Origin of the sequence: Stenotrophomonas oahuensis (assembly GCF_031834595.1) — a bacterium.
GTDB classification, from domain to species: domain Bacteria; phylum Pseudomonadota; class Gammaproteobacteria; order Xanthomonadales; family Xanthomonadaceae; genus Stenotrophomonas; species Stenotrophomonas oahuensis.
The window spans coordinates 227,572-251,304 of record NZ_CP115541.1 but is presented as its reverse complement, the minus strand read 5'-3'; the positions used below and the strand labels follow the sequence as shown (position 1 = coordinate 251,304).

At 64.3% G+C, this 23,733-nt stretch carries 19 protein-coding genes; 12 read left to right on the top strand and 7 right to left on the bottom strand.

The genetic code is table 11. The annotated features are described in order from the left end of the window. Positions 1-21 precede the first annotated feature (21 nt). Genes gorA through PDM29_RS01130 form a run of 5 tightly spaced genes read left to right on the top strand, consistent with a single transcriptional unit; the run spans position 22 to position 5,048 of the window. Positions 22-1,377 (top strand): glutathione-disulfide reductase, encoded by a 1,356-nt coding sequence (gene gorA, locus PDM29_RS01150; RefSeq protein WP_311192072.1) that lies wholly within the window; start codon positions 22-24, stop codon positions 1,375-1,377. Next, positions 1,374-2,282 (top strand): DMT family transporter, encoded by a 909-nt coding sequence (locus tag PDM29_RS01145; RefSeq protein ID WP_311192071.1) that lies wholly within the window; start codon positions 1,374-1,376, stop codon positions 2,280-2,282. Before gorA ends, PDM29_RS01145 begins: the two co-directional genes overlap by 4 nt. Then, positions 2,189-2,644 carry an MGMT family protein gene (locus PDM29_RS01140; protein ID WP_425508699.1) on the top strand — a complete coding sequence of 152 codons (456 nt, stop codon included), beginning with the start codon at positions 2,189-2,191 and terminating at the stop codon, positions 2,642-2,644. The genes PDM29_RS01145 and PDM29_RS01140 overlap by 94 nt, the downstream gene beginning before the upstream one ends. Before the next feature lie 36 nt (positions 2,645-2,680). Beyond that, positions 2,681-3,355: a rhomboid family intramembrane serine protease gene (locus PDM29_RS01135; RefSeq protein WP_311192069.1), complete on the top strand. Its 675-nt coding sequence runs from the start codon at positions 2,681-2,683 to the stop codon at positions 3,353-3,355. 37 nt (positions 3,356-3,392) lie between these two features. Further along, complete coding sequence (locus PDM29_RS01130) at positions 3,393-5,048, top strand: SDR family oxidoreductase (RefSeq protein WP_311192068.1); 1,656 nt, start codon at positions 3,393-3,395, stop codon at positions 5,046-5,048. A 28-nt stretch (positions 5,049-5,076) separates the two neighbouring features. On the opposite strand, the gene PDM29_RS01125 is transcribed toward PDM29_RS01130, so the two are convergent. After that, complete coding sequence (locus PDM29_RS01125) at positions 5,077-7,083, bottom strand: M13 family metallopeptidase (RefSeq protein ID WP_311192067.1); 2,007 nt, start codon at positions 7,081-7,083, stop codon at positions 5,077-5,079. 125 nt (positions 7,084-7,208) lie between these two features. Continuing rightward, a complete protein-coding gene (locus PDM29_RS01120) occupies positions 7,209-9,320 on the bottom strand; it encodes a M13 family metallopeptidase (RefSeq protein ID WP_311193860.1) in 2,112 nt (703 codons plus the stop codon). A gap of 183 nt (positions 9,321-9,503) precedes the next feature. On the opposite strand from PDM29_RS01120, the gene PDM29_RS01115 reads away from it, so the two are divergent. Then, on the top strand, positions 9,504-11,099 hold the full coding sequence (locus PDM29_RS01115; protein ID WP_311192066.1) for a phytoene desaturase family protein: 1,596 nt from the start codon (positions 9,504-9,506) through the stop codon (positions 11,097-11,099). A gap of 289 nt (positions 11,100-11,388) precedes the next feature. Here the strand turns inward: PDM29_RS01115 and PDM29_RS01110 are convergent, their stop codons facing one another. Then, the gene (locus PDM29_RS01110; protein ID WP_311192065.1) at positions 11,389-13,422 is read right to left on the bottom strand and encodes an alpha/beta hydrolase family protein; all 2,034 of its coding nucleotides are present in this window, start codon (positions 13,420-13,422) and stop codon (positions 11,389-11,391) included. A gap of 99 nt (positions 13,423-13,521) precedes the next feature. Further along, positions 13,522-16,464 carry a TonB-dependent receptor plug domain-containing protein gene (locus PDM29_RS01105; protein WP_311192064.1) on the bottom strand — a complete coding sequence of 981 codons (2,943 nt, stop codon included), beginning with the start codon at positions 16,462-16,464 and terminating at the stop codon, positions 13,522-13,524. A gap of 518 nt (positions 16,465-16,982) precedes the next feature. Between PDM29_RS01105 and apbC the strand changes: the two genes are divergently transcribed. Then, positions 16,983-17,840, top strand: a complete 858-nt coding sequence (apbC, locus tag PDM29_RS01100) for an iron-sulfur cluster carrier protein ApbC (RefSeq protein WP_425508698.1) — start codon at positions 16,983-16,985, stop codon at positions 17,838-17,840. Between the two features lie 41 nt (positions 17,841-17,881). Then, positions 17,882-18,454: a dCTP deaminase gene (gene dcd / locus PDM29_RS01095; RefSeq protein ID WP_311192062.1), complete on the top strand. Its 573-nt coding sequence runs from the start codon at positions 17,882-17,884 to the stop codon at positions 18,452-18,454. A gap of 78 nt (positions 18,455-18,532) precedes the next feature. Here the strand turns inward: dcd and PDM29_RS01090 are convergent, their stop codons facing one another. From PDM29_RS01090 to PDM29_RS01080, 3 genes are read right to left on the bottom strand one after another with little or no spacing between them, the layout of a single operon-like run. Then, positions 18,533-18,700, bottom strand: coding sequence for a LiaI-LiaF-like domain-containing protein (locus PDM29_RS01090; protein WP_185750090.1), 168 nt, complete (start codon positions 18,698-18,700; stop codon positions 18,533-18,535). 16 nt (positions 18,701-18,716) lie between these two features. Continuing rightward, positions 18,717-19,139: an HIT domain-containing protein gene (locus PDM29_RS01085; RefSeq protein ID WP_125359781.1), complete on the bottom strand. Its 423-nt coding sequence runs from the start codon at positions 19,137-19,139 to the stop codon at positions 18,717-18,719. Beyond that, positions 19,136-19,807 carry a dienelactone hydrolase family protein gene (locus tag PDM29_RS01080; RefSeq protein WP_311192061.1) on the bottom strand — a complete coding sequence of 224 codons (672 nt, stop codon included), beginning with the start codon at positions 19,805-19,807 and terminating at the stop codon, positions 19,136-19,138. Before PDM29_RS01080 ends, PDM29_RS01085 begins: the two co-directional genes overlap by 4 nt. Positions 19,808-20,074: 267 nt before the next feature. On the opposite strand from PDM29_RS01080, the gene PDM29_RS01075 reads away from it, so the two are divergent. From PDM29_RS01075 to PDM29_RS01060, 4 genes are all read left to right on the top strand, one after another. Further along, positions 20,075-20,908 (top strand): SEL1-like repeat protein, encoded by an 834-nt coding sequence (locus PDM29_RS01075; protein WP_311192060.1) that lies wholly within the window; start codon positions 20,075-20,077, stop codon positions 20,906-20,908. Next, on the top strand, positions 20,889-21,377 hold the full coding sequence (locus PDM29_RS01070) for a hypothetical protein (protein WP_311192059.1): 489 nt from the start codon (positions 20,889-20,891) through the stop codon (positions 21,375-21,377). The genes PDM29_RS01075 and PDM29_RS01070 overlap by 20 nt, the downstream gene beginning before the upstream one ends. A gap of 144 nt (positions 21,378-21,521) precedes the next feature. Continuing rightward, complete coding sequence (gene rimO / locus PDM29_RS01065; RefSeq protein ID WP_311192058.1) at positions 21,522-22,889, top strand: 30S ribosomal protein S12 methylthiotransferase RimO; 1,368 nt, start codon at positions 21,522-21,524, stop codon at positions 22,887-22,889. Positions 22,890-22,939: 50 nt separating this feature from the next. Beyond that, a complete protein-coding gene (locus PDM29_RS01060; RefSeq protein WP_311193859.1) occupies positions 22,940-23,728 on the top strand; it encodes a DUF3025 domain-containing protein in 789 nt (262 codons plus the stop codon). Positions 23,729-23,733 lie beyond the last annotated feature (5 nt).

The window sequence follows — 23,733 nt, the reverse complement described above, 5'->3', positions numbered from 1 at the left end:
TTCTGAGGTGGGACCTTTTCGATGAGCATGCAATACGACTATGACCTGATCGTGCTGGGTGGCGGCTCCGGTGGGCTGGCGGCAGCGTTCCGCGCCGCACAGCATGGCTGCCGCGTGGCCATGCTCGAGCCGGGTGAACTCGGCGGCACCTGCGTCAACGTGGGCTGCGTGCCGAAGAAGGCCATGTGGCTGGCGGCCGATCTCTCCGGGCGCATCGGACTGGCGGCGGCGCTGGGTTTCGACGTGCCCACGCGCGCTGCATTGGACTGGAAGGAACTGGTGGTGCACCGGCAGGCGTACATCGCCAACATCCACGCCAGCTATCTCAAACGCCTCAACGAAAATGGCGTGGTGCGCGTGCCGCGCAAAGGCCGTCTGGTTGATGCGCACACCGTGGAATGCAGTGATGGCATCCGCATCAGCGGCGCACACATCCTGATCGCCACCGGTGCACACCCACAGCGTCCGGACATTCCGGGTGCAGAATTGGGCAAGGTGTCGGACGACTTCTTCCATCTGTGCAGCGCGCCGGGGCAGGTGGCGATCGTCGGCGGTGGTTACATTGCGGTGGAACTGGCAGGACTGCTGCAGGCGCTGGGCAGCCGGGTGACGTTGCTGGTTCGCGGCGATCGCCTGCTGGAGCGCTTCGACGCGGAGCTGACCGCGCAACTGGCCGAAAACCTGTGCCACCAGGGCGTCAAAGTGCATTTCAACTACCGCCTGCGGGAACTGCGTCGTGATGGCGACGCGGTGGTGGCCTACGGCCACGATGGCCCAAGCGACGGCCATTTCGACGAGGTGTTCTTCGCCACCGGTCGGCGCGGCAACAGTGCGGGCCTGGGACTGGAGGCGCTGGGCATCGAAGTCGGCGACAAGGGCGAGGTCGAGGTGGACGAGTGGCAGACCACGGCCGTGCCCAGTGTGCATGCCGTGGGCGATATTGCCGGCAAGGTCGGGCTGACGCCGGTAGCGATTGCCGCTGCGCGCAAGTTGATGGACCGCCTGTTCGGCGGCCAGCCACACGCAAAAATGGATTATGAGAACGTGGCCAGCGTGGTGTTCTCGCACCCGGCGCTGGGCGCGGTCGGGCTGAGCGAGGAAGAGGCGCGGGCGCGCTTTGATGATGTCCGCGTCTACCGCAGCAACTTCCGCCCGATGCTGCAGGCACTGGCCAACGGCAGCCAGCGCAGCCTGTTCAAACTGGTCTGCGCGGGCCCGGAAGAGCGCGTGGTCGGCGTGCACCTGCTCGGCGAGGGCGCGGACGAGATCCTGCAGGGCTTCGCCGTGGCGGTAAAAATGGGCGCAACCAAATCCTGCTTCGATGACACCGTCGCGATACATCCGACCAGCGCCGAAGAAGTCGTGTTGATGCGATGACCCCGGTCGCCACTTCTTCTCCGCGCATCGCCGCGTCCGGCATCGCGCTGGCCGCCATCGGCGCAATCACCGCGTCCGGCAAGGCGGTGATCGTCAAACTTGGCTACCGTCACGGCGTGGATGCGACCACGCTGCTGGCGCTGCGCATGTTGATGGCGTTTCCGCTGTTCGCGCTGCTGGCGGTGTGGTCGGCGCGTCGCGCCGAATCGTTGTCCTGGGCCGACCGTGGCCGCGTGCTGTGGCTGGGTTTCACCGGCTACTACCTGTCCAGCCTGCTGGACTTTCAGGGCCTGCAGTACATCAGTGTGACCCTTGAGCGGTTGATCCTGTATCTCAATCCCACCCTGGTGCTGCTGATCAGCCTGGTGCTGCTGAAGAAAAAGCCGGGGCGTTGGCAGCTGGCGGCGCTGGTGCTGAGCTACCTGGGCGTGCTGCTGGCCTTTGGCCATGATCTTCAACTGGAGGGTGGGCGCATTCTACTGGGCAGCGCGCTGGTGTTCGGCAGTGCGCTCAGTTATGCGCTATACCTGTTCGGTAGCGGGCAGGTGGTGGCGCGCATCGGTGCGATCCGGCTGACCGCGTATGCCAGTTGTGTGGCCTGCGTGTTGTGTGTTTTGCACTTCGCCGTGCTGCACCCGCTGCCGGCGTTGCTGCAAGCCCCCGAGCCGGTGTACTGGCTGTCGCTGATCAACGCGACGGTCTGCACCGTGCTGCCGGTGGCGGCGATCATGCTGGCGGTGAAGCGCATCGGCTCGTCCTTGGCCGCGCAGGTCGGTATGCTCGGCCCGGTATCCACCATCGTGATGAGTCTATGGCTGCTCGACGAACCCATGGGCCCCTGGCAGATTCTGGGGACGGCGCTGGTGCTGGTCGGCGTACTGCTGGTCAGCCGCGCACGCGCGTGAAGCCGGCTGCCGCGGCTGAAGAGGACACCGCCGCCCAGGCCCGCGAACGCATTCTGGCGGTTATCCGCGCCATTCCGCGCGGGCAGGTGATGGGCTATGGCCAGGTCGCGGCCAAGGCCGGCCTGCCCGGGCGTGCACGGCTGACCGCGCGCGTGCTGGGCATGAACGACGACCCGGACCTGCCCTGGCACCGGGTGCTGCGTTCGGACGGGCGCATCGCCATGCCGGAGGGCTCGCGCGGCTGGCGCGAGCAGAATCAGCGGCTGCGCGCCGAAGGCGTGGTGATGGAGCGGGGGCGGGTCAAGCACATGCCGCGTTCAAGTGCCGACGACCTTGATGCGGCGGTGTGGGGGCCGGGTTGAGCGATTATGATGGGGGCGGTTCCAAAGGATGCCTCCATGTTTCCGCGACTGCCCACTGTCACCAAGGCCCTGCTGATCGCCAACGCGGTGCTGTTCCTGCTGCAGCAGCCGTTCCTGCTCGGCTACGGCACGTTCGAGCCGTTCATGCTGCAGCCGCTGCGCAGCTTCGATCCGTTCTCGCCCGGCGGTAACTTCCAGCCGTGGCAGTTGCTGACCTACGGGTTCCTGCACGGCAACCTGATGCACCTGCTGTTCAACATGCTGGCGCTCTTCATGTTCGGCTCGCCGCTGGAACAGACCTGGGGCGAGAAGCGCTTTCTGATTTTCTACCTGGTCTGCGTGGCCGGTGCCGGCCTGTGTCAGCTGGCGGTCGGCGCGATGATGGTCGACCCGGCTCCGGTTCTGGGTGCCTCGGGTGGTGTGTTTGGTCTGTTGTTGGCCTACGGCATGCTGTTCCCCAACCAGCGGGTGATGCTGCTGTTCCCACCGATTCCGATGAAGGCGCGTACCTTTGTGATCGTGATCGGCCTGACCGAACTGGTATTTGGTGCGACCAGCTGGCAGCCGGGCATCGCGCATTTCGCGCACCTGGGCGGCATGCTGTTCGGCTGGTTGTTGATCCGCTACTGGCGCGGCCAGCCACCGTTCAAGCGGCGTCCGCCGGGGGGCGGGCCGCCGAAGCGGCCCAATCATCTGCGCAGCGTCAAATGATGTGACCGCGTAACCGCATTCAAGGACGACCGATACAGTGAAAATTCTGATCCTGGGCGGATATGGCGTGTTCGGCGGACGGCTGGCACGCCTGTTGTCGGACCTGCACGGTCTGGAACTGCTGATCTGCGGGCGCAACCTGCCCGCTGCTCAGGCCTTCTGCGACAGCTACAGCGGCGCGCCAACGGTGCGTCCTCTGCGCCTGGATCGCGCCGAGGTGGCCGCTGCGCTGGAAGCGGAGCAGCCTGCGCTCGTTATTGATGCCTCCGGACCGTTCCAGGACTACGGTGCACAGGGCTATCAGGTGGTGGAAGCCTGCATCGCCGCGCGCATACCCTACCTGGATTTCGCCGACGCCGCCGACTTCGTGTTCGGCATCGACCGCTATGACGCGCAGGCAAAGGCTGCCGGCATCTTCGTGTTGTCCGGGGTGAGCAGCTTCCCGGTGCTGACCGCCGCGGTGCTGCGCGAGATGGCCAAGGCCATGGACCTACAGGTTGTCGATGGCGGCATTGCGCCTTCGCCGTATGCCGGCATCGGCCTGAACGTGATGCGTGCCGTCGTCGGATATGCGGGTTCGCCGGTGAAGCTGCGCCGCAACGGCCGGCCGGGGCAGGGCATGGGGCTGGCCGAGAGCCGTCGCTTCACCGTGGCCGTGCCGGGCAAGGTGCCGCTGCGTAACCTGCACTTCTCGCTGGTGGACGTCCCCGACCTGCAGGTACTGCCGCCGGAGCATCCGGCCATGACCGACATCTGGATGGGGGCCGGGCCGGTGCCTGAAATCCTGCACCGCGTGCTCAATCTGCTGGCCAAGGCGCGTGCACGCTTCCACCTGCCGTCACTGGAGCCGCTGTCGCCGCTGTTCTACCGGGTGCTGAACCTGATGAAGTTCGGTGAGCATCGCGGCGGCATGTATGTCCGCGCACGCGGTCAACACGCAGGCGAGCCGGTGGAGCTGAGCTGGCACCTGCTGGCCGAGGGAGACGACGGTCCGTACATTCCGTCGATGGCCATCGAGGCGGTGATCCGCAAGCTGCTGGGCGGTGAGCGACCCGCCGATGGCGCGCGGGCGGCCACGCACGCGCTGGAGTTGGCGGACTACGAAGCCCTGTTCGCCGGTCGTTCGATCCATACCGGGTTCCGGCGTGAGCAGCCGGGCGCTGCGTTGTATCCGCAACTACTGGGCACAGCCTTCGAAACGCTGCCGCCGCAGGTGCAGGCGCTGCATCGCGATGCGCAGCCGCGGCGCTGGAGCGGCCAGGCCGAAATCCGGCGTGGGCGTGGGGTGCTCGCACGCATCGTCGCTGCGGTGATCGGCTTCCCGAAGGCGGGCGAGGCGGTGCCGGTGACGGTGTCGTTCGCGCCTGAGCGCGGTGGCGAACGCTGGACCCGCGACTTTGGCGGCCGCCGTTTTTCGTCGTGGCAGCGACGTGGCAAAGGGCGCAACGACTATCTGCTGGTCGAACGTTTTGGGTTGATCGACGTGGCGATTGCGCTGGTGGTGGACGGCGATCGGCTGTGTCTGGTGTCGCGTCGCTGGTCGCTGCTGGGCGTGCCGTTGCCGAAGTGCCTGTTGCCCAACGGCAGCACGTTTGAGAGCGAGCGCGACGGGCAGTTTGTGTTTGATGTGGAGGTTGCCGCGCCGCTGATCGGATTGATCGTCGGCTACCGCGGAAGGCTGCTTCCGGCGTAAAAAAGGGCACCCGAAGGTGCCCTCTTCATCAACGCCAGATCTTGATCTGGTCGTTGTCCACCCGCTGCATCGGCTGACCCGGCTTGCAGGTAAACGTGGCACCGAACGCCGGCAGGTTGGACAGCGGCCCATTGGTGCGCCAGCGACCCGGTGCGCGGATGTCGCCGGTCAGGCGCTGTGCAGCCTCGTTCGGCGACAGCTGCTGCGGCCACAGCGCGGCCCAGGCGCGGAAGAAGCCCTGCTGCTGCGCCGGCTTGGCCTTCGGTTCCTGCGCCAGATAAGCGGCCCATGCAAGTTCCACACCGGCGATGTCGGCGAGGTTCTCTTCCTGGGTCAGTGCGCCATTGACCTTGGCCCCCTTCACGCCGGGGAAGTCATACGCGCTGTACTGCGCGGCCACGCGGCTGCCGAGCAGGGTCCAGGCGGTCTTGTCGGCCGGCGTCCACCAGCTGCGCAGTTCACCCTTGGCATCCACCAGTGCGCCCTTGGCGTCGACGGCACGGTTCAGCTCGTGCGCGACCAGCGCACCGAAGCTGCCGAACTTGTCAGCGGCGTCGGCCTTGGCATTGAACACCGGGCCCTGCAGCGCGGCAGCCGTGACGATCAGGCGGTTCTGGGCGATGTCATAGGCCAGCGACGGCTGCTGCGGCAGCACGTCCCAGCGGCGGTCGGCGTTGCCCTTGCCAATGCGCTTCATTTCCTCGCGGTGGCGCCAGGTGGAAGCGATCAGCATGTTGCCGCCGAAGCTGCCACGGCCCATCGGCTGCACGGTGTAGTCCAGGTCGCGCAGCGGCGTGCCGATCTCGATCTTCAGTGCGGCCAGCTTGGCTTGGGCTTCGCTCTTGGCCTCGGCGCTCAGCCAGCTGCTGTTCTTGACCGCGTCGATCTGCACTTCGCGCACCTTGTCGACGATCCAGGCGGCCTGACGGCGATCTTCGGCCGACAGATGACGGGCAGCATACTCGCGACCGACCATCGGGCCGGCGGCCACGTTGATCGCGTTGAGCACCTGTTCCCAGCGAGCCGGAGCCAGGGTTTCACCACGGATCACGCGACCACGGAACTCAAACTCGGCATCGCGGTAGGCCTTGGACAGATACGGGGCCATCGCATCGCCGACGCGCCAGCGCAGGTAGGCCTTCCACTGGTCCGGCTTGATCCGGGTGACCATGCCGTCCAGCGCCTTGAACAGATTCGGGTCGGCCAGCGACACCAGGTCGTCATTCACGCCCTGCACCTTCAGGAACGCATCCAGCTGCAGGTTCTTGTAGCGGCTGTTGAGGTCCTTGGTGGAGATCGGGGCGTAGTTGTTGAACGGGTTGTTGATCCCGGCCAGCGACTGCGCGTTGCGCGCCAGCTCGGTTTCCAGCGCGATCACCGACTGTGCTTCAGCATCCAGCTTGGCCGCCGGGGTGCCGGTCAGGGCCAGGATCTGCTTCACGTAGTTGCGGTAGCGGCCCATCAACGCGACCGTGTCGGCGTCGGTGCGGGTGTAGAAGGCCGGGTCCGGCAGACCCATGCCGCCCTGCATGAAGTAGCCGATGTGGCGGTCCAGCGCCTTCAGGTCGACGTCCGGGGCGAAGTTGAAGGCCACCGGAATGCCAACCTGGTGCAGGGCGGCGATCGAGGCCGGCACGTCCTTGGCCTTCTTGATGGCATTGATGCGGGTCAGCAGCGGGGCGATCGGGTTGGAGCCGTCGGCTTCCACTGCCGCTTCGTCCAGGCCGCTGGCCCAGAAATCACCCAGCAGCTTCTGGGTGTTGCCCTGCGGCGACTTCATCGCGGCGTCCAGCAGTTCACGCTGCTGCAGGCGGGTGCGGTCGGCCAGCTGGCCCAGCGCGGTGGTCGCGCCGGTCTGCGGCACCGGGTTGGCCTTCAGCCAGCCGGCGTTGGTGGCGTCGTAGAAGTCGGTGCACTGCGCGCTGGCGGCCGGGGTACGGGCGGCCTTCTTCTTCGGCGCGGCGGAGGCATCGGTGATCACCAGGGACGCCAGCCCCAGACCCAGGGCAATGGCAAGCGGACGAAGGTTGGGCATGCGAAACAAATCCGGTCGGATTGAAGACCGCAGAACTATACCAAGCCCGCATGAAAACACCGCATGCCGCAAAGACAAAGGCCCGGGAATCCCGGGCCTCTGCATTCATACAGACCTGAAAGCGCTTACCAGATCACAACCTGCTGGTCGCCTGCGCGGACCATCGGCTTGCCCGGCTTGCACTCGAACGCGGCGGCGAAAGCCGGCAGGTTCGACGGCGCACCCATGGCGCGGAACTGCGCCGGGGCGTGCGGGTCGGTGGCCAGGCGGACCTTGGCGTTCTCCGGGGTGTACTTGGTACGCCACACGGTCGCCCAGTTGAAGAAGAATCGCTGGTCGCGGCTGAAGCCGTCGACCTTCGGGTCTTCCTTGCCCGCCGAGGCCTTCTGCAGCGCGTCGTAGGCGGTGGCCAAGCCACCCAGGTCAGCGATGTTCTCGCCCAGGGTCAGCTTGCCGTTGACCGCCTGGTCGCCCACCTTGTAACCATCGAACTGCTTGACCAGCTTGCCGGTCAGGCCGCTGAAGTTCTTGGTGTCGGCGTCGGTCCACCAGTTCTCGAAGTTGCCGGTCGGCCCGAAGCGGCTGCCCTGGTCGTCGTAACCGTGGGTCATTTCGTGGCCGATCACCGCACCGATACCGCCGTAGTTCAGCGCGTCGTCGGCCTTCGGGTCGAAGAACGGCGGCTGCAGGATGGCGGCCGGGAACACGATTTCGTTCTGCAGCGGGTTGTAGTACGCGTTCACCGTCTGCGGGGTCATGCCCCACTCGGTCTTGTCGACCGGCTTGCCGATCTTGGACAGGGCGAACTTGTAGTTGAACTCGTTGGCGGCACGCACGTTGCCGAAGTAGCTGTCACGGCCGGTGGTCAGCCCGCTCCAGTCACGCCACTTGTCCGGGTAGCCGATCTTCGGGGTGAAGGTTTCCCACTTGGCAATCGCCTTGGCCTTGGTTTCGTCGCTCATCCAGCTCAGACCCTGGATGCGCTCCTTCAGTGAGGCGGCCAGGTTCTTGACCAGCTCTTCCATCTTGGCCTTGGATTCGGGCGAGAAGGCGACCTTGACGTACAGCTGGCCGAAGGCTTCGCCGGCGTCGTTTTCAATGGTGCCCAGCACGCGCTTCCAGCGCGGCTTCTGTTCCTTCTGGCCGTTCAGGGTCTTGCCGTAGAAGTTGTAGCTTTCATCGGCGAAGGCATCGGCCAGGTACGGCGAGGCGGCGTCCACGGTGTGGAAGCGCAGGTAGGAACGCCACACCGACGGGTCCGTGTCGCCCAGTGCCTTGCTCACTTCCTGGTGGAAGGTCGGAATGGCCAGCGAGAACTTCTCCGGCGCGGCAATGCCCTGGGCCTTGAAGAATTCGGTCCAGCTGAAGTTCGGGGTCAGCTTGTCGGCGTCGGCCACGCTGACCGGGTTGTAGTACAGCGACACATCGCGCGACAGCTGTTCGCTGGACTTGGAGGCCTTGGCCAGGCGGGTTTCGAACTTGACCACTTCCTCGGCCTGCTTGGCCGCATCGGCAGCCGCCACGCCGGACAGTTCCAGCACCTTGGCCACGTGCGCCTGGTAGGCCTTCAGCTTGTCGGCGTTCTTGGCATCGGTGTAGTAGGTGGTATCCGGAAGGCCCAGGCCGCCCTGGCTGGCGTAGGCGATGTTCTGCGAGGAGTTCTTGAAGTCCGCTTCCGGACCGAAGCCGAACAGCACGTTCTGGCCCTTGGCCGCAGAGCTGCGCAGGTAGTTGGCGATGGCGTCCTTGTCCTGCAGACCGTCAATGGCGGCCAGGTCGGCCTTGATCGGCTCGATGCCCTGCGCGTTGATCTTGGCCTCGTCCATGCCGGTGGCCCAGAAGTCGCCGACGATCTTTTCAATGCCGGTCGGGTTCTTCACCGCGGCGACCTGTTCGGCCAGCTGGTGCTGCACGGCAACCGAACGCTCGTCCAGAATGGTGAACGCGCCCCAGCTGGTGCGGTCGCCCGGAATTTCATTGGCGGCCAGCCACTTGCTGTTGACGTAGTCGCCGAACGCGGCGCAGGCGTCCAGGTTCTTGTCCAGGTCGGACGGATGGAAGGCGTTGTAGGCCGGCAGCTTGGCTTCGTCCAGCTTGAAGTCCGTCGCGGCGGGTGCGGCCGTCGGCGTGGCGGTGGAGGCCGCGCTGTCCGTAGCCGGGGTATCAGTCTTGCCGCAGCCGACCAGCGCGGCCGAAACGGCCAGGGTCAGCAGAACCATCTTGGGAGTGCGTGCGATCACGTGGTAGGCCTCCAGGCCGTATGGACATGCATTGGGTGCTCCCGTCGGGAGCGTGGGGCAGACGATACGCCGACGGCCCGACCTGCAAGGGTGTCGAAGGTCATGGGCGAAGGCAAGCGGCGGCATGTGAACGCGGTGCGCGGGGCGACAGGCACCGTTCGGCCGGTGTATACAGCCAGAATGAGCAAAGCCACTACGGGTGTGTGGGACGCGGTCATCATTGGCGGCGGGCATAACGGCCTGGTCTGTGCGGCCTACCTGGCCCAGGCCGGCAAGCGCGTGCTGGTACTTGAGCGCCGCAGCGTGGTCGGTGGAGCGGCGGTGACAGAGGAGTTCCACCCCGGTTTCCGAAATTCGGTGGCCTCTTATACGGTGTCACTGCTGCAGCCGAAGGTGATCGCGGATCTTGATCTGCCCGCACATGGGTTGCGTGTGGTGCCGCGCGGGATCAACAACTTCCTGCCGTTGGACGGTGATTACCTGCTGGCTGGTCCGGGTCGCACCCAGGCAGAGGTCGCGCGTTTCTCTGCGCGCGACGCAGCGCAGCTCCCCTTGTTCGAGCAGCGCCTGGAGGCGTTTGCTGATGTGCTGCGCGATACCGCGCTGCAGTCACCGCCTAATGTGGGCGAGGGCAGTTGGCTGCGGCAGCTGCCCGAACTGTGGCGGGCGGGTCAGCTGGGCCGTCGCCTGCATGGTCTGGAGCCGGCACTGCGGCAGGAACTGCTGGACCTGTTCACCATCTCCGCCTCGGAGTACCTGGACCGCTGGTTCGAAAGCGAACCCATAAAGGCGCTGTTCGGGTTTGACGGCATCGTCGGCAACTACGCCAGTCCGCATGCGCCGGGCACGGCCTATGTGCTGCTGCATCACGCCTTCGGCGAAAGTAACGGGGTGAAAGGGGCATGGGGCCATGCGATCGGTGGCATGGGCGCGATCACCCAGGCAATGGCGCGTGCGGCTGAGGCTGCCGGTGCGCAGATTCGTGTGGATGCCGGTGTGCGCCGCGTTCTGGTCGAGCAGGGACGCGCTGTGGGTGTGGAAACCGAGGGCGGCGAGGTGATCCCTGCACGCGCGGTGGTGGCCAATGTGAATCCCAAGCTGCTTTACGAACGGTTGCTGGCACCGGACCAGGTGCCAGCAGCCACCCGTGAGCGCATGGCCAATTGGCGCTGTGCATCCGGCACATTCCGGATGAACGTGGCGCTGTCGGCGCTGCCGGATTTCAAGGTGTTGCCGGGTGCTGGCGATCATCTCACCGCCGGCATCATCATCGCCCCCACACTGGCGTACATGGACCGCGCCTACAGCGATGCACGCGAGCACGGCTGGTCGCGCGCACCGATCGTGGAGATGCTGATTCCCAGCACGCTGGACGATTCGCTGGCACCGCCTGGACAGCACGTGGCCAGCCTGTTCTGCCAGCACGTCGCACCGGTGCTGCCAGGTGGGCGAAGCTGGGATGACCATCGCGAGGAGGTGGCGGACCTGATGATTGCCACCGTGGACCAGCACGCACCCGGCTTCAGCCAGTTGGTGTTGGGGCGGCAGGTGCTAAGCCCATTGGACCTGGAGCGCACATTCGGGCTGATCGGCGGCGACATTTTCCATGGCGCGCTGAGTCTCAATCAGTTGTTCAGTGCAAGGCCGATGCTCGGGCAGGCCGATTATCGCGGGGCGCTGCCGGGGTTGTATCTGTGTGGTTCGGGTACCCACCCGGGCGGCGGCGTGACCGGAGCCCCGGGGCATAACGCGGCGCGGGCGATCCTGTCGGATTGAAAACGCCATCATCCTGCGCACGTAACAATTCGTAGGTACCACGCCATGCGTGGTACCCGCGCGCAGCGCGGCACAAGCATCCGAAGACCGATCAACGAACGCCACCGCGCCGCGGCCGGCGTTTAGAAATGATCGAAACCCCGCGTCAGACGTTCATGACGCCGGAACGAAGAACGGACGCGCATGGCGCGTCCCTACGCCAGACCACGGTTGAATCAGCGTGGTCATGGTCATGTGCAGGGGAAACAAAGCCGGTGGCACGCACACGGCGTGCCACCGGTTCAAATCCTTACAACCCGCCGCCACCACACCCCTTGGTGAGGTAATCATCAATCAGCTTCAACTGATCGCCCATGATCGCCCGCGTCCACGCCGGCCCATGCGCGTAGTCGGCGATGGCGTGGTACTCCACCGGCTGGCCGGAGTTCTTTGCCTTTGCCACGAACCATTCCGACTGCTCGATCGGCACGGTACGGTCGCGATCACCGTGATACACCATCAACGGGATCTTCATCTCACCGGCCTTGTCCAGCGGATTCAGACCATCCACGGTCTTCGCCTGCGCCTGCCGGAAGAACGGGTTGGTATAGAAGCGCGACCAGATCTTCTTGATGTCGGAAACACCAGCACCGGCAATGGCGCACTTGTACAGCCCATTCGGGCGCACCGAAGCAGCAAACGCCGAATAGCCACCGTAGGAGAAGCCGAACATGGCGATATGGCCGGGCTGGGCGATCTTCTGCTCGATCATCCACTTGGCACCATCATCCTTGTCATCCTGCATCTTCTGGCCCCACTCGGCGTCGCCGGCCATCCACAGCTTGCGACTCCAGTCCGCCGAGCCACGGAACTGCGGGCGCAGCACCGCCATGCAGCGCGAGGCCATCAGTGGCACCCACATCGAGCCGTCGAAGCCCAGGCTGTCGCGTCCCCACGGGCCACCATGCGGGTGCACCACTGACTTCCAGGGGCCGGCACCGCACAGTTCGGTGTTCGGGGTGGTCAGGAAGGCCGGGATGTCCAGACCGTCGCGGGCCTTGTAATACACCAGCTTGGTGGTACCCAGCGCGGCGGGATCGATCTGCGGATACGTCTTGGCCAGCAGGCTGAGCTTGCCGTTGCTGAACAGATAGTACTCGGGCGGATTCGAGGGGCCGGACACCGAGACCAGGAAGGTCTTCAGGTCGGCGCTGTAGTCCAGCAGACGAACTGTCTTGTCGGCATCGAGCGAGGTGGTTGCGCGCTGGCCGGTGGCCGGGTCGACCAGGGTCACTTCGCTGGACTGGATCCCCAGCGCCTGGCGTAAGCCGGCCTCGAGCGACTTGAAGGTCGGGTTGGTCCACTCGACCTCGTTGGCCCGCGGACCGCTGTAGCCCACGCCGAGCAGCGCACCGAACGGGACCCCGTCCACGCCCTTGTAGCGGTTCATCGCCACGCCGGCGGCATTGAAGAACTTGTGCTCGTACAGCACTTCCTTCTGTTTGCGGGCGTTGATGTCGTATTCGTAGATGATCGTCTTGTCGCGGCCGACGTTGCTCTGGACGAAGGCGATGTTCGGGTCATCGGCGAAGCCGACTACCTGGTTGATGTCGCGGTCCTTCACGTAGGAACGGAAGTGTTCCTCCCAGCGGCCGGTGTCGACGTTTCGGAACTCGGTGGAGATGTAGGCACCGGTACCGTCCACGTCCTGGCGCAGGCGGGCACGCAGCTCGCTGTTGAGGTCGGTCATGTAGCCGGCCACGCGCTCTTCGGTCTTCTGGATGCGCTGCGAGGTGAAGCTGCGCAGGTTGACCTTGTAGACGTCGCCGGAATTGCTGCCAGTGCCGTTCACCACCAGGATGTGGTCGGGATCGTTCGGCAGGTTGTCAAGCACGCTCGGGTTGGAGAGCGCTTGTTCCAGCTCTTCATTGCGACTGGTGGCACGCGGCACCGAAATCGGCTCCTTCCACTGCTTGCCTTCGGTGTCGGTGATGAAGAACTTGCTGATGAATGTCTTGTTGACCCGGTCCGTGCGCAGGTCATATGGCTGCCAGAGGGTCACCGCGAGCAGGCCGTTCTTGATGAACGTAACGCTCTGGAATTTCATGCGGCCGGCACCGATCACGGTGGGCTTTGCCGCCAGGTCTGCGGTCTTCCAGACCAGGATGACGCGCTCCTCGCCGTTGGCCTGCAGGCCGGCGATCTGCGTTCCGTCCGGCGAGATCGACAGGCTGGAGATGGCGGGGAAGGCGGCCAGTTGTTCGATGGTGGGAACGGCCGGCTTGGCTGCAAGCGACAGCGGCGCGGCAACAGCCAGCGCGGCCAGGAACAGGTAGTGCTTCATGCGTTTCTCACTGAGTCCATGCGGGAAAGAGGGCCGGCATGCGTGCGGCAGCCCCAAACGCAACCGCCGCCCCGAAGGGCGGCGGCTGGTGAAGCAGGCTTAGAACTTCTTGCTGAGGTTCACGAAGAACGTACGGCCGAAGTAGTCATAGCCACTGTAGAGCGGGGAATTGCCGATGGTGTTGTACACGCCGGCTCCCGGGCTGATGGTCGGCGGTTCCTTGTCGGCGAAGTTACGCACGCCGGCGGTGGCCTGCCACTTGTCGGCGGTGTACTGAACCGAGAAGTCCTGGGTGATGTAGTTCGGCACGGCCAGGTCATACGCCGAGGTTGCGGGATCTTCCTCGTAGTACGCATAGCTGGACATGTCGTCCACCCAGTTCAGGCCGTAACGCACGCGCCATTCCTTGAACTTGTAGCTCAGGTCCAGCTGGCCGGTGAACTTCGGGTTGTTGATCAGGCCGTTGGAATCGACCAGCGGATCATCTTCGAACACCTTGCCGGACTGCTCCAGGAAGCGCGAGATCTGGATGTTGGTACGGAACTCGCCCGGACCGATGTCACGCACATAGCGGGTGGTGAAGTCCAGGCCGCGCACCTTGTCGGTGGCCAGGTTGGCATAGCCGTTCTGGACGGTCAGGGTGTTGTTGGCCGAACGGGAGATCAGGCGGCAGACGCCGTTGTTGGCGGCGAAATCAGCGGTGGTGCCGTTGTAGCAGGTGCTCAGGATGTAGCTGGCACCCATCTGGGCCACGCCGTTCTCCACTTCGATGTCGTAGTAGTCGACCGCGAAGGAGAGGTCACCGAAGCCGCTGCCGAATTCCGGCTGGATCACCATGCCGATGGTCTTGGCGGTGGAGGTTTCAGCCTTCAGATTGGCACCGACCAGGCCGCCACCGATCGAATCCACACGCACCGAGTTGGTGGCGGTGAAGCTGGTCGGCAGGCCTTCGGAGGCGCAGTTGATGTAACGCGGGGTGGTCGGGTTGCGCGAGCCGTAGTTGTTGCAGGGATCGCTGGACGCTGCCAGGAAGCCGCTGGTGGCACCCAGGAATTGCTCGAACAGCGCCGGAGCGCGGTACGAGGTGCCATACGACGCACGGAACGACAGCCACTTCACCGGGGTCCAGAGGCCACCGATCTTGTACGTGGTGTCATCGCCGTAGGACTTGTAGTCGGTGTAGCGGGCCGATGCGTTGAAGGTCAGCTCTTCGGCAGCGGTGACGCCCGACAGCAGCGGCAGTTCGATTTCACCGTAGGCTTCCCATACCGAGTCGCTACCGCGGGTCGGGTCGGAGCTGGTCAGGTTGTACAGGTTGCGGTTGATCGACTCGATGCTCGGCGTGTCGTCGATCTTGGCCTTGCGGTATTCGATACCGAACGCACCGGCAGCGGTGCCACCCGGCATGTCGAACAGCGGGCCGTTGACGTTCAGGTTGGCGGTCGATTCCTTGTAGGTCGTGTTGCCGGTCACCTGGGTGTAGACGAAGTTCTTCCAGGCCACCGGCAGGTTGCCGGCCAGGGTCTGTGCGTTGAGCATTGGTGCAGCGACACAGCCGTTGGACGGGTCGACGCAGCTGAAGCCACCAGCGCCGTCGGAGACCACGTTCAAGCTCTGGGCCAGACGATTGGTCAGGAAGCTGTTGAAGGTGTAGTCCGCATCGGAGTCGGCGTGGCTGACCATGAAGTCATAGTTCCACTCCGAGCCCAGCGAGCCACGCACACCGGCGGTCGCGCGGTAGAAGTCCACGTTCTGCTTGCTGCGGTCGTTGCCGAAACCGATGAAGGTACGGGCAGCGACGTTGCGGCCATTCGAGGTTTCGGTCGGCAGCGCGAAGGCGGGCAGGGTAGACAGGTTGCCCAGCAGCGGGTTGCCTACCGAGTAGTCATACGACAGCTGGCGGTAACCGGTCTGGGTCGACTTGCGCTTGCTGCCCAGGAACTCGTAGTAGAACTCGGCATCACCCATCACGCCGAGGTCCACGCCACCCTGGAAGAACAGGGTGTGGGTTTCGGCCGGCGAGACCAGCGATTCCTTCAGCAGGCCCGGGTCGAAGGTGTCGCGGTCGTAGTAGCCGACAGCCTCATAGCCCGGCAGACGGCCGGTGGTGACGGCCGGGTTCGGGCGCCAGCGGTTCGCGCCGCTGAAGGTCGCCGTACCCAGGGTGTTGATGGTGACGCCGCCGGAATCCAGGGTGAAGCACTTGGACTTGCCGGTGGTCGGGTCGATGTAGTCACCGCTGCCGAAGTAGTCGCCCACATCCAGGTCGCGCAGGCGGTCCATCGGGCAGCTGGCCCAGCCGCGGTCGCCGATGGTCATTTCGTTACGGCGATAGTTTTCGTACGAACCGGAGAAGTGCGAACGCTCGCCGGTGTTGCCGAAGACCAGCGAGTAGCGGGTTTCGTCGCCGCCGCCGCTTTCGGTGGCGTTGTGCTGGAACTCGAACTCCACGCCGTCGACGTTCTTGCGGGTGATGATGTTCACCACGCCGGCCACGGCGTCGGAGCCGTAAATGGACGATGCGCCGTCCTTCAGGATTTCAACGCGGTCGACCATCGCGCTGGGCAGCACGTTCAGGTCGGCCGAGCCGACCGAACCGCGCGAGCCCGCCGGGGCGATGCGACGTCCGTTGAGCAGAATGAGCGTACGGGTGGCACCGAGGCCGCGCAGCGACAGGGTATTGGCACCTGGGCCGCCGTTGGTGACGTAGCCGCCGAAGGAATTGTTGATCTGCGAGCTGCCAGCAGTGACGCTGTTGCTCTGCAGGGCCGCGGCGGTCGAGTTGAAACCGGCCAGGGTGGTTTCTTCGCGGGTCACGACCTGCACCGGCGAGACCGAGTTGAACACGTCGCGGCTGATGCGCGAGCCGGTGACGGTGACGGTGCCCAGGTCGGTAGCCTTCTTCTTCGCGGCTGCCTCTTCCTTCGTTTCGGTCGAGGTGCTGCTGTCCTGGGCGAACACGGGTGCCGAAGCGGCGAACACCATGGCGGTGGCCAGGGCGAAGCTCAGCGGGTTACGGCTGAGCGACTTGCGATTGATCATGAATGGATCCCCTTGGAACGAACGTTTGCGTAAAACACCGGCGACAGTGACCAGCAGGCGTCTCCGTGTGCCCTCGGATCAGGTGTTGGCGTTGCTTTGCCCCCTGCATCACCAGCTTTACGAGCTGATGAATCGAAGTTAACACAGGCTTAACGCAGCCTGTCAACTGTTCATCGAAAAGTCATAAAGACAAGATATGCAAAGCGGATCTTTCGTTCTCATTAATCGTGTAACGCGTTGATGTAACTGGGTAAAAAGATGGTTTCTATTGGAACGATCAAAATCCAAACTGTGACGTAGGTACGATTTGTGGGGTGGCCGGTTGCGTCCCTGTGCTGCGTAGCAGGCCGGATTTGACGCCTTGGACAGTCGCGGGACACGGCGGGACATCCGCGGTCGCTGAATGCGCAATCTGGATTGCCGCGTTTCACGCAAAGGGAGCCGCTGGCGGCAGGGCCGGGGTGGGCAGCCCTGTATAGTGGCGGGCTTTCCCGTTCTGCTTTTCCGGAGTGCCCGCAGTGAGTGCCAGCCCCTCTCGACGTCCCCATGCCAGCCAGGTGCAGAAGGGCCTCAGCCCGCATCCGCGCGTTCGCAACGTGATCGCGGTGGGCTCGGGCAAGGGCGGGGTGGGCAAGTCCACCACGGCGGTGAATCTGGCCGTGGCGCTGGCGAAGCTGGGGGCGCGTGTGGGGCTGCTGGATGCCGACATCTACGGCCCCAGCGTGCCGACCATGCTGGGCCTGAGCGGTCGCCCGGAAAGCCCGGACAACAAGTCCATCGAGCCGCTGCGCGCGTTCGGCGTGGAAACCATGTCGATCGGCTATCTGATCGAGGACGAAACCCCGATGATCTGGCGCGGCCCGATGGCGACTTCGGCCATGACCCAGTTCTTCAACGACACCCTGTGGGACGACCTGGACTACCTGCTGATCGACCTGCCGCCGGGCACCGGCGACATCCAGCTTACGCTGACCCAGAAGATCCCGCTGGCCGGCGCGGTCATCGTCACCACTCCCCAGGACATCGCCACGCTGGACGCGAAGAAAGCGCTGAAGATGTTCGAGAAGGTCGAGGTGCCGGTGCTGGGCATCGTCGAGAACATGGCCGTGCACACCTGCAGCAACTGCGGCCAGGTCGAGCACCTGTTCGGCGATGGCGGTGGCCAGCGCATGGCCGCGCAGTACGGCGTGCCGCTGCTGGGCTCGCTGCCGCTGGACATCGGCATCCGCGAGCAGGGCGACGTGGGTACGCCGATCGTGGCCGCTGCGCCGGAATCGCCGGCGGCCAAGGCCTATCTGGCCGCTGCAGAGCGCCTGGTCGAGGAAATGGGCAAGCGCCCGCGCGCCAGCATTCCCATTTTGTCCCAGCTGCTCTGATCCGCTTAGAATTCTTGCCTTAACGCACCCAGGACCCCCCGATGAGCATCAAGAGTGACCGCTGGATCCGCCGCATGTCCGAACAGCACGGCATGATCGAGCCGTTCGAGCCCGGCCAGGTCAAGCAGGCCAACGGCCAGCGCATCGTCAGCTACGGCACCTCCAGCTATGGCTACGACGTGCGCTGCTCGCGCGAGTTCAAGGTGTTCACCAACATCAACTCCACCATTGTCGACCCGAAGCATTTCGACAGCGGCAGCTTTGTCGACATCACCGCTGACGAATGCATCATTCCGCCCAACAGCTTCGCGCTGGCGCGCACCGTCGAGTACTTCCGTATTCCGCGCGACACCCTGGTGGTGTGCCTGGGCAAGAGTACCTATGCGCGCTGCGGCATCATCGTCAATGTGACCCCGCTGGAACCGGAGTGGGAAGGGCACGTGACCCTGGAGTTCAGCAACACCACGCCGCTGCCGGCGCGCATCTATGCGAACGAAGGCGTGGCGCAGATGCTGTTCTTCCAGGCCGCCCCGGATGATGTCTGCGAAACCTCGTACAAGGACCGCGGCGGCAAGTACCAGGGCCAGACCGGCGTCACCCTGCCGCGCACCTGATCCGCACCGGGCTCCGCCCGGCGAATCCGCAAAACAAAAATGCCGGCCCATGGGCCGGCATTTTTCATGTCCGCGGGTTTATTTCCCGCGACCGAACAACATCGCCACCCCCACTGCCACCAGGCCCACCGGCCACCAGGTCAGGAACAGCCGGGACAGGTTCAACTGGGTCCAGCCCAGGTTGCTGGCCAGCATGAACAGGCCGATCAAAATCAACAGGATGGCAGCGACAAGATTGAAACGCATGGGATTCGGTCTGGACTCAGGGCTGGGGCGAATATCCTAGCCGTTCCTTCCAGTACGCGACACGTTCGGTCAGCACATCCGGGTCGAACCGGTGCGCCTGCCCATGGCCCCAGACCGGCGCAGGCCAGGCCGGGTCGCCCTGATGGCGGCCGATCACGTGGAAATGCAGCTGGCGCACGATGTTGCCGAGTGAGCCGATGTTGATCTTCTCCACGCCGTCGGTGCCCTTGAGCGCCTTGCAGGCCCGGTTCAACTCGGTGCGCAGCTTGTCCTGCTGCTCGCCGTCCAGCTCGATCCACTCGGTGATATCCGCCAGGCGCGGCACCAGGATCAACCACGGGTACCGCTCATCATTCATCAACCGCACTTGCGACAACGGGCCTTCGTCTACCAGCACACTGTCCGTGGCCAGGCGGGAATCCAGTTCAAACTCGCTCATCCAAGATGCTCCGAAAAGAAGTCAAGGGTGCGTTGCAGCGCCAGGGCGGCGCTGTCTGGATCATACGCGTGTCCGACGCTCCGGTTGAAGGCATGGTCGGCCGGGTACACATAGGTGGCCATCTGCGGCAGCTTCTCGCGGTGGGTCTGCACGGCCTCCGGCGGGATGCTTTTGTCCTGCGCGCCGAAGTGGAACATGATCGGTGCCTTGGGTGTCTCATCCAGGAACTGGACGTTGCGGGCACCGTAATAGCTGACCGAGGGCAGGCCCAGGCGCAACGCGGACAACAGGGCAATGCTGCCGCCCCAGCAATAGCCGACGGTCCCGACCTTGCCCGCCGGGGCCAGTTTCGAGGCCGCCGCGCGGACGATCTCCAGCGCCTTCTCCACTCCGAGCGCATTGACCCGCTCCAAGCCCTGCTTCACCCCGTCCTGGTCGTAGGGCAGGGCGTCGGGATCGGCCTCGGGGCCATCGACAAGATCGAAGAACGACGGGGCCAGCACCGCATAGCCCTGCTGAGCAAATCCTTCAGCCACCTTACGGATATGCGGGTTGGCCCCGAATATCTCCTGGATGACCACCAGTCCTCCACGCGGCTTGCCTTCCGGCAGTGCCTGCCAGGCCCGGACGGGACCGTAATGCGTATCCAGCGTGACCCACTCACCCATTGCCGTACTCCTGATGGTTCAGGTGTTCATTATCGGCTGTCGGTGGGTTAGCGGGGTGTCAGCGGATGTGCCACATCGGGCGGGTCGGGACTGAATCCCGGGCCGCATCCTCGCCATCGGATTTTGGCTACCTCTGGGGCAGGGCAAGGCCCATGCCGCATCGCGCAGTCGACCGATGGGAAGCGATCGATGCCCGGGACATCCTTTCTCTCACCCGGACGCTTCCAGAACGGCACTGGGCCGGGCCCCTGACGAAAAGGAGACTGCATGCGCAAGGCAATGCTGGTGGTTGGGATGATGTCGGTGCTGGGCGGCTGTGAGCATGGTGCGGCACCTGATACGCCATTAAAGCAGGAGGGAGTGCCGACGGTCAGCCCACTGGCGAGCGCGGTCGCCGAGGGAGCCAGGCGTGCATCTGCGTCACGTGACCCGGAATCTGCAAATGGTTTGACCAAGCGAATGTTGGGCGCGAAGGCATTCACTGTTGAAGATTTCGGAGCTGCGCCAGAGGGAGACGCGGAGGCGGTCATTCGAAATCTAGAGGCACAGGCACGTGCGGGCAGTGGAGCGGCGTCCTACGCGATCCACCTCAAGTTGTTCCAGTGCAGCAATCTGCTTAAACCCAGTGGGACATCTTCCTCTATCGAAGGTTCACAGTGGGAGGAATGCAAGGATCTGTCGCCGGAGCGGCTGGTGCAGGAAGTGGATTGGTTGCGATTGGCTGCGAGTCAAGGTCACCTTGGTGCACAGATTCGCTTCGCCTCGGATGCTGAGCTGGTGCTTGGCGGAATATCTGGAATGTTCAAGGATCCTGATGCCGTTAAAGAATACAAGCGTCAGGCAATGGAGTATCTCAATGCTGCGGCTGAACGAGGGAGTGTTGATGCGCTTTCGCGAATTGCTGATGCACACCTGTACGGATTGAAAGTTGAGAGAGATCCCGTCGCCAGCTATGCCTACTACATGGCGATGCAAACAGTCGATCCCCATTCCGCTGTGCCGCTGAACATGCGGTACCTGCAGAAGGAGCTGACGGCCAATCAACTGGAAGATGCAAATAAAAGATCCAAGGAGATCTACAATGAATGCTGTCGTAACTAATCGAGTAATCTCGATTTCGAGGAGAGCTTGGATGGTTTCGGGCTTCCTTGTTCTTATGCTTTTCTGCGCTGGGATACAGGCATTTGACAGGGGGCCACTCCACTGCGCCTCTTGTGGGCTGGGAGCTCCAGATATAGATGCAAATACTAAGGGATTCCTGGAATCCAAGCTGGTGGCTGTCGATGGATACGTCCCGTTCTGGATGTATCTGACCAAAACCACTTACACAATATGCAATGCGACACATTGCGCCACTTACTACCAGACCTTCGATGGCGATTACATGACCAAAGGCAAGGTTCCCAGAGACCAGCCCGGCGGCGGTGGACTCGGTAGCGGCAGCGGCAACCCCGGCGGCGGAGGTCAGGGTGGCGGTAACGGTGGGGGGGGCGGTGGTGGCGGTGGCGGCTCAGGCAGCGTGACCGTCGGCGAGCCAGACATGGTGCGGCCGCCCAACCACGAGAACTGACCCTGTCCTTCAGCCGGGGGCTGGACAAGTCCACCATTCAGGGCCCAGCCCCCAACCCCGGTATACTGGCGGCCTTTCAGGCCCCGGCCCCCAGGTCTGCCTGCCCTCCCGGCAGCGGCCCAGGCCCCCAGAGTCCCGCGATCCATGTCCCAGCTGAACCCCAAAGTCGGCTTCGTCAGCCTTGGCTGCCCGAAGGCCCTTGTCGATTCCGAGCGCATCCTCACCCAGTTGCGGGCAGAGGGCTACGACATCGTGCCGTCCTATGACTCGGCCGACGTGGTCGTGGTCAATACCTGTGGCTTCATTGATTCGGCCGTGACCGAGTCGCTGGACGCCATCGGCGAGGCGATGAACGAGAACGGCAAGGTGATCGTCACCGGCTGCCTGGGCAAGCGTCCGGAGGAGATCCGCAAGGCCTACCCGGACGTGCTGGCGGTGTCTGGCCCGCAGGACTACCAGAGCGTGATGGAGGCGGTACATGCCGCGCTGCCGCCCAAGCATGACCCGTTCGTGGACCTGGTGCCGGATTACGGCATCAAGCTGACCCCGCGCCATTACGCCTATCTGAAGATCTCCGAAGGCTGCAACCACCATTGCAGCTTCTGCATCATTCCCTCCATGCGCGGCAAGCTGGTCTCGCGCCCGGTGGACGACGTGCTGCGCGAAGCGGAGCGGCTGGTGCGCGGTGGCGTCAAGGAACTGCTGGTGGTATCGCAGGACACCTCCGCCTACGGCGTGGATGTGAAGTATGCCGAGCGCATGTGGCGTGACAAGGCATATCAGACCCGGATGAAGTCGCTGTGCGAAGGGCTCTCCGAACTGGATGCCTGGACCCGCATGCACTACGTGTACCCGTACCCGCACGTGGACGACGTGGTGCCGCTGATGGCCGAGAACCGCATCCTGCCGTACCTGGACATTCCGTTCCAGCACGCCAGCCCGCGCATCCTGAAGCTGATGAAGCGGCCGGGTGCGGTCGACAAGACCCTGGAGCGCGTGCAACGCTGGCGTCAGCTGTGCCCGGACATCACCGTGCGCTCGACCTTCATCGTCGGCTTCCCGGGTGAAACAGAGGCCGAGTTCGAAGAACTGCTGTCGTTCCTGGATGAGGCTCAACTGGATCGCGTTGGCGCATTTGCCTACTCGCCGGTCACCGGTGCCACCGCCAATGATCTGCCCGGCGCGGTGCCGGACGAGGTCAAGCAGGAGCGTCTGGCCCGCTTCATGGCCCGCCAAGCGGAAATCTCCGCCGCGCGTCTGGAGGCCAAGATCGGTACCGTGCAGCAGTGCCTGGTCGATGCGATTGAAGATGGCATCGCCGTGGCGCGCTCCAAGGCTGACGCGCCCGAGATCGACGGTCTGGTGCACATCCAGAATGCCGACGAAGCGCGTCTGCAGGTGGGTCAGTTCGTCAATGTCGAGATCACCGAAAGCGACGAGCACGACCTGTATGGCGACGCGCTGATCGAGGAAAACCCGGCGCGCAAGCTGCTCGACCTCAAGGTGCTGTGACCACAGCGGCGGCCGATGCCGGCGGCGTGCGCCGCCGGTTCGTTGCGCCGATGCGTGCGGAAGTTGCCGCGGCTACGTTTGACCACCCCTTGTTCGCGCAGATCGCCGAGTTCCGGGATCTGTTGACAGGCCCTGAGTGGCCGTCGGTGCCCTCGTTGGACCGACGTCTGGCCTTGGGCGATAAACGCCTGGCTGAGCAGACCGATGCGCTGCTGGCGGACGGCCTTCACTACGAAACGCGCATTGCGCTCGGTGCAATTGCCACCCGTGCGGACAACTGGCACGACCTGTTCAATGCCCTGGTCTGGGCCCGCTATCCGGCGCTCAAACGTGCGCTCAACGCGCAGCAATGCCGGCACATCGAGGGGCGGGGCGGGCACCAGCGCAACCGCGCGCAGGCGGCTCTTACCCAGTTTGATGAGAGCGGTGTGGTGGTGCGCGTGATGGATGCTGCGCTGTTGCAGCCGTGGGATGCGCATGACTGGGACGCGTTGTTTGTCGCGCAGGCCGACGCCTGGGCTGACGGGCGCATTGCCATTGCCGCCGTGTTTGGTCATGCGCTGATGGAACAGGCGCTGCTGACGGATCGGTTGCTGGTGGGGAAGTGTGTGGTGGTGCAGGGCTGTGATGACGCCGGTGCTGTTACTGCAGTGGCGCGCGCCGTGCAGGATGGGCGCGTGCTGGGTGATCCACTGGAGCTGCGACCCCTGCCGCTGATGGGCGTGCCGGGATGGTGGGCGCGGCAGGACGCGCGGTTTTATGCGGATGCGAGGTATTTCCGGCCGTTGCGTGAGGGGCGGGTGTATCCCGATGTCACGGGTCACGACCAACGGTCGTGACCTAC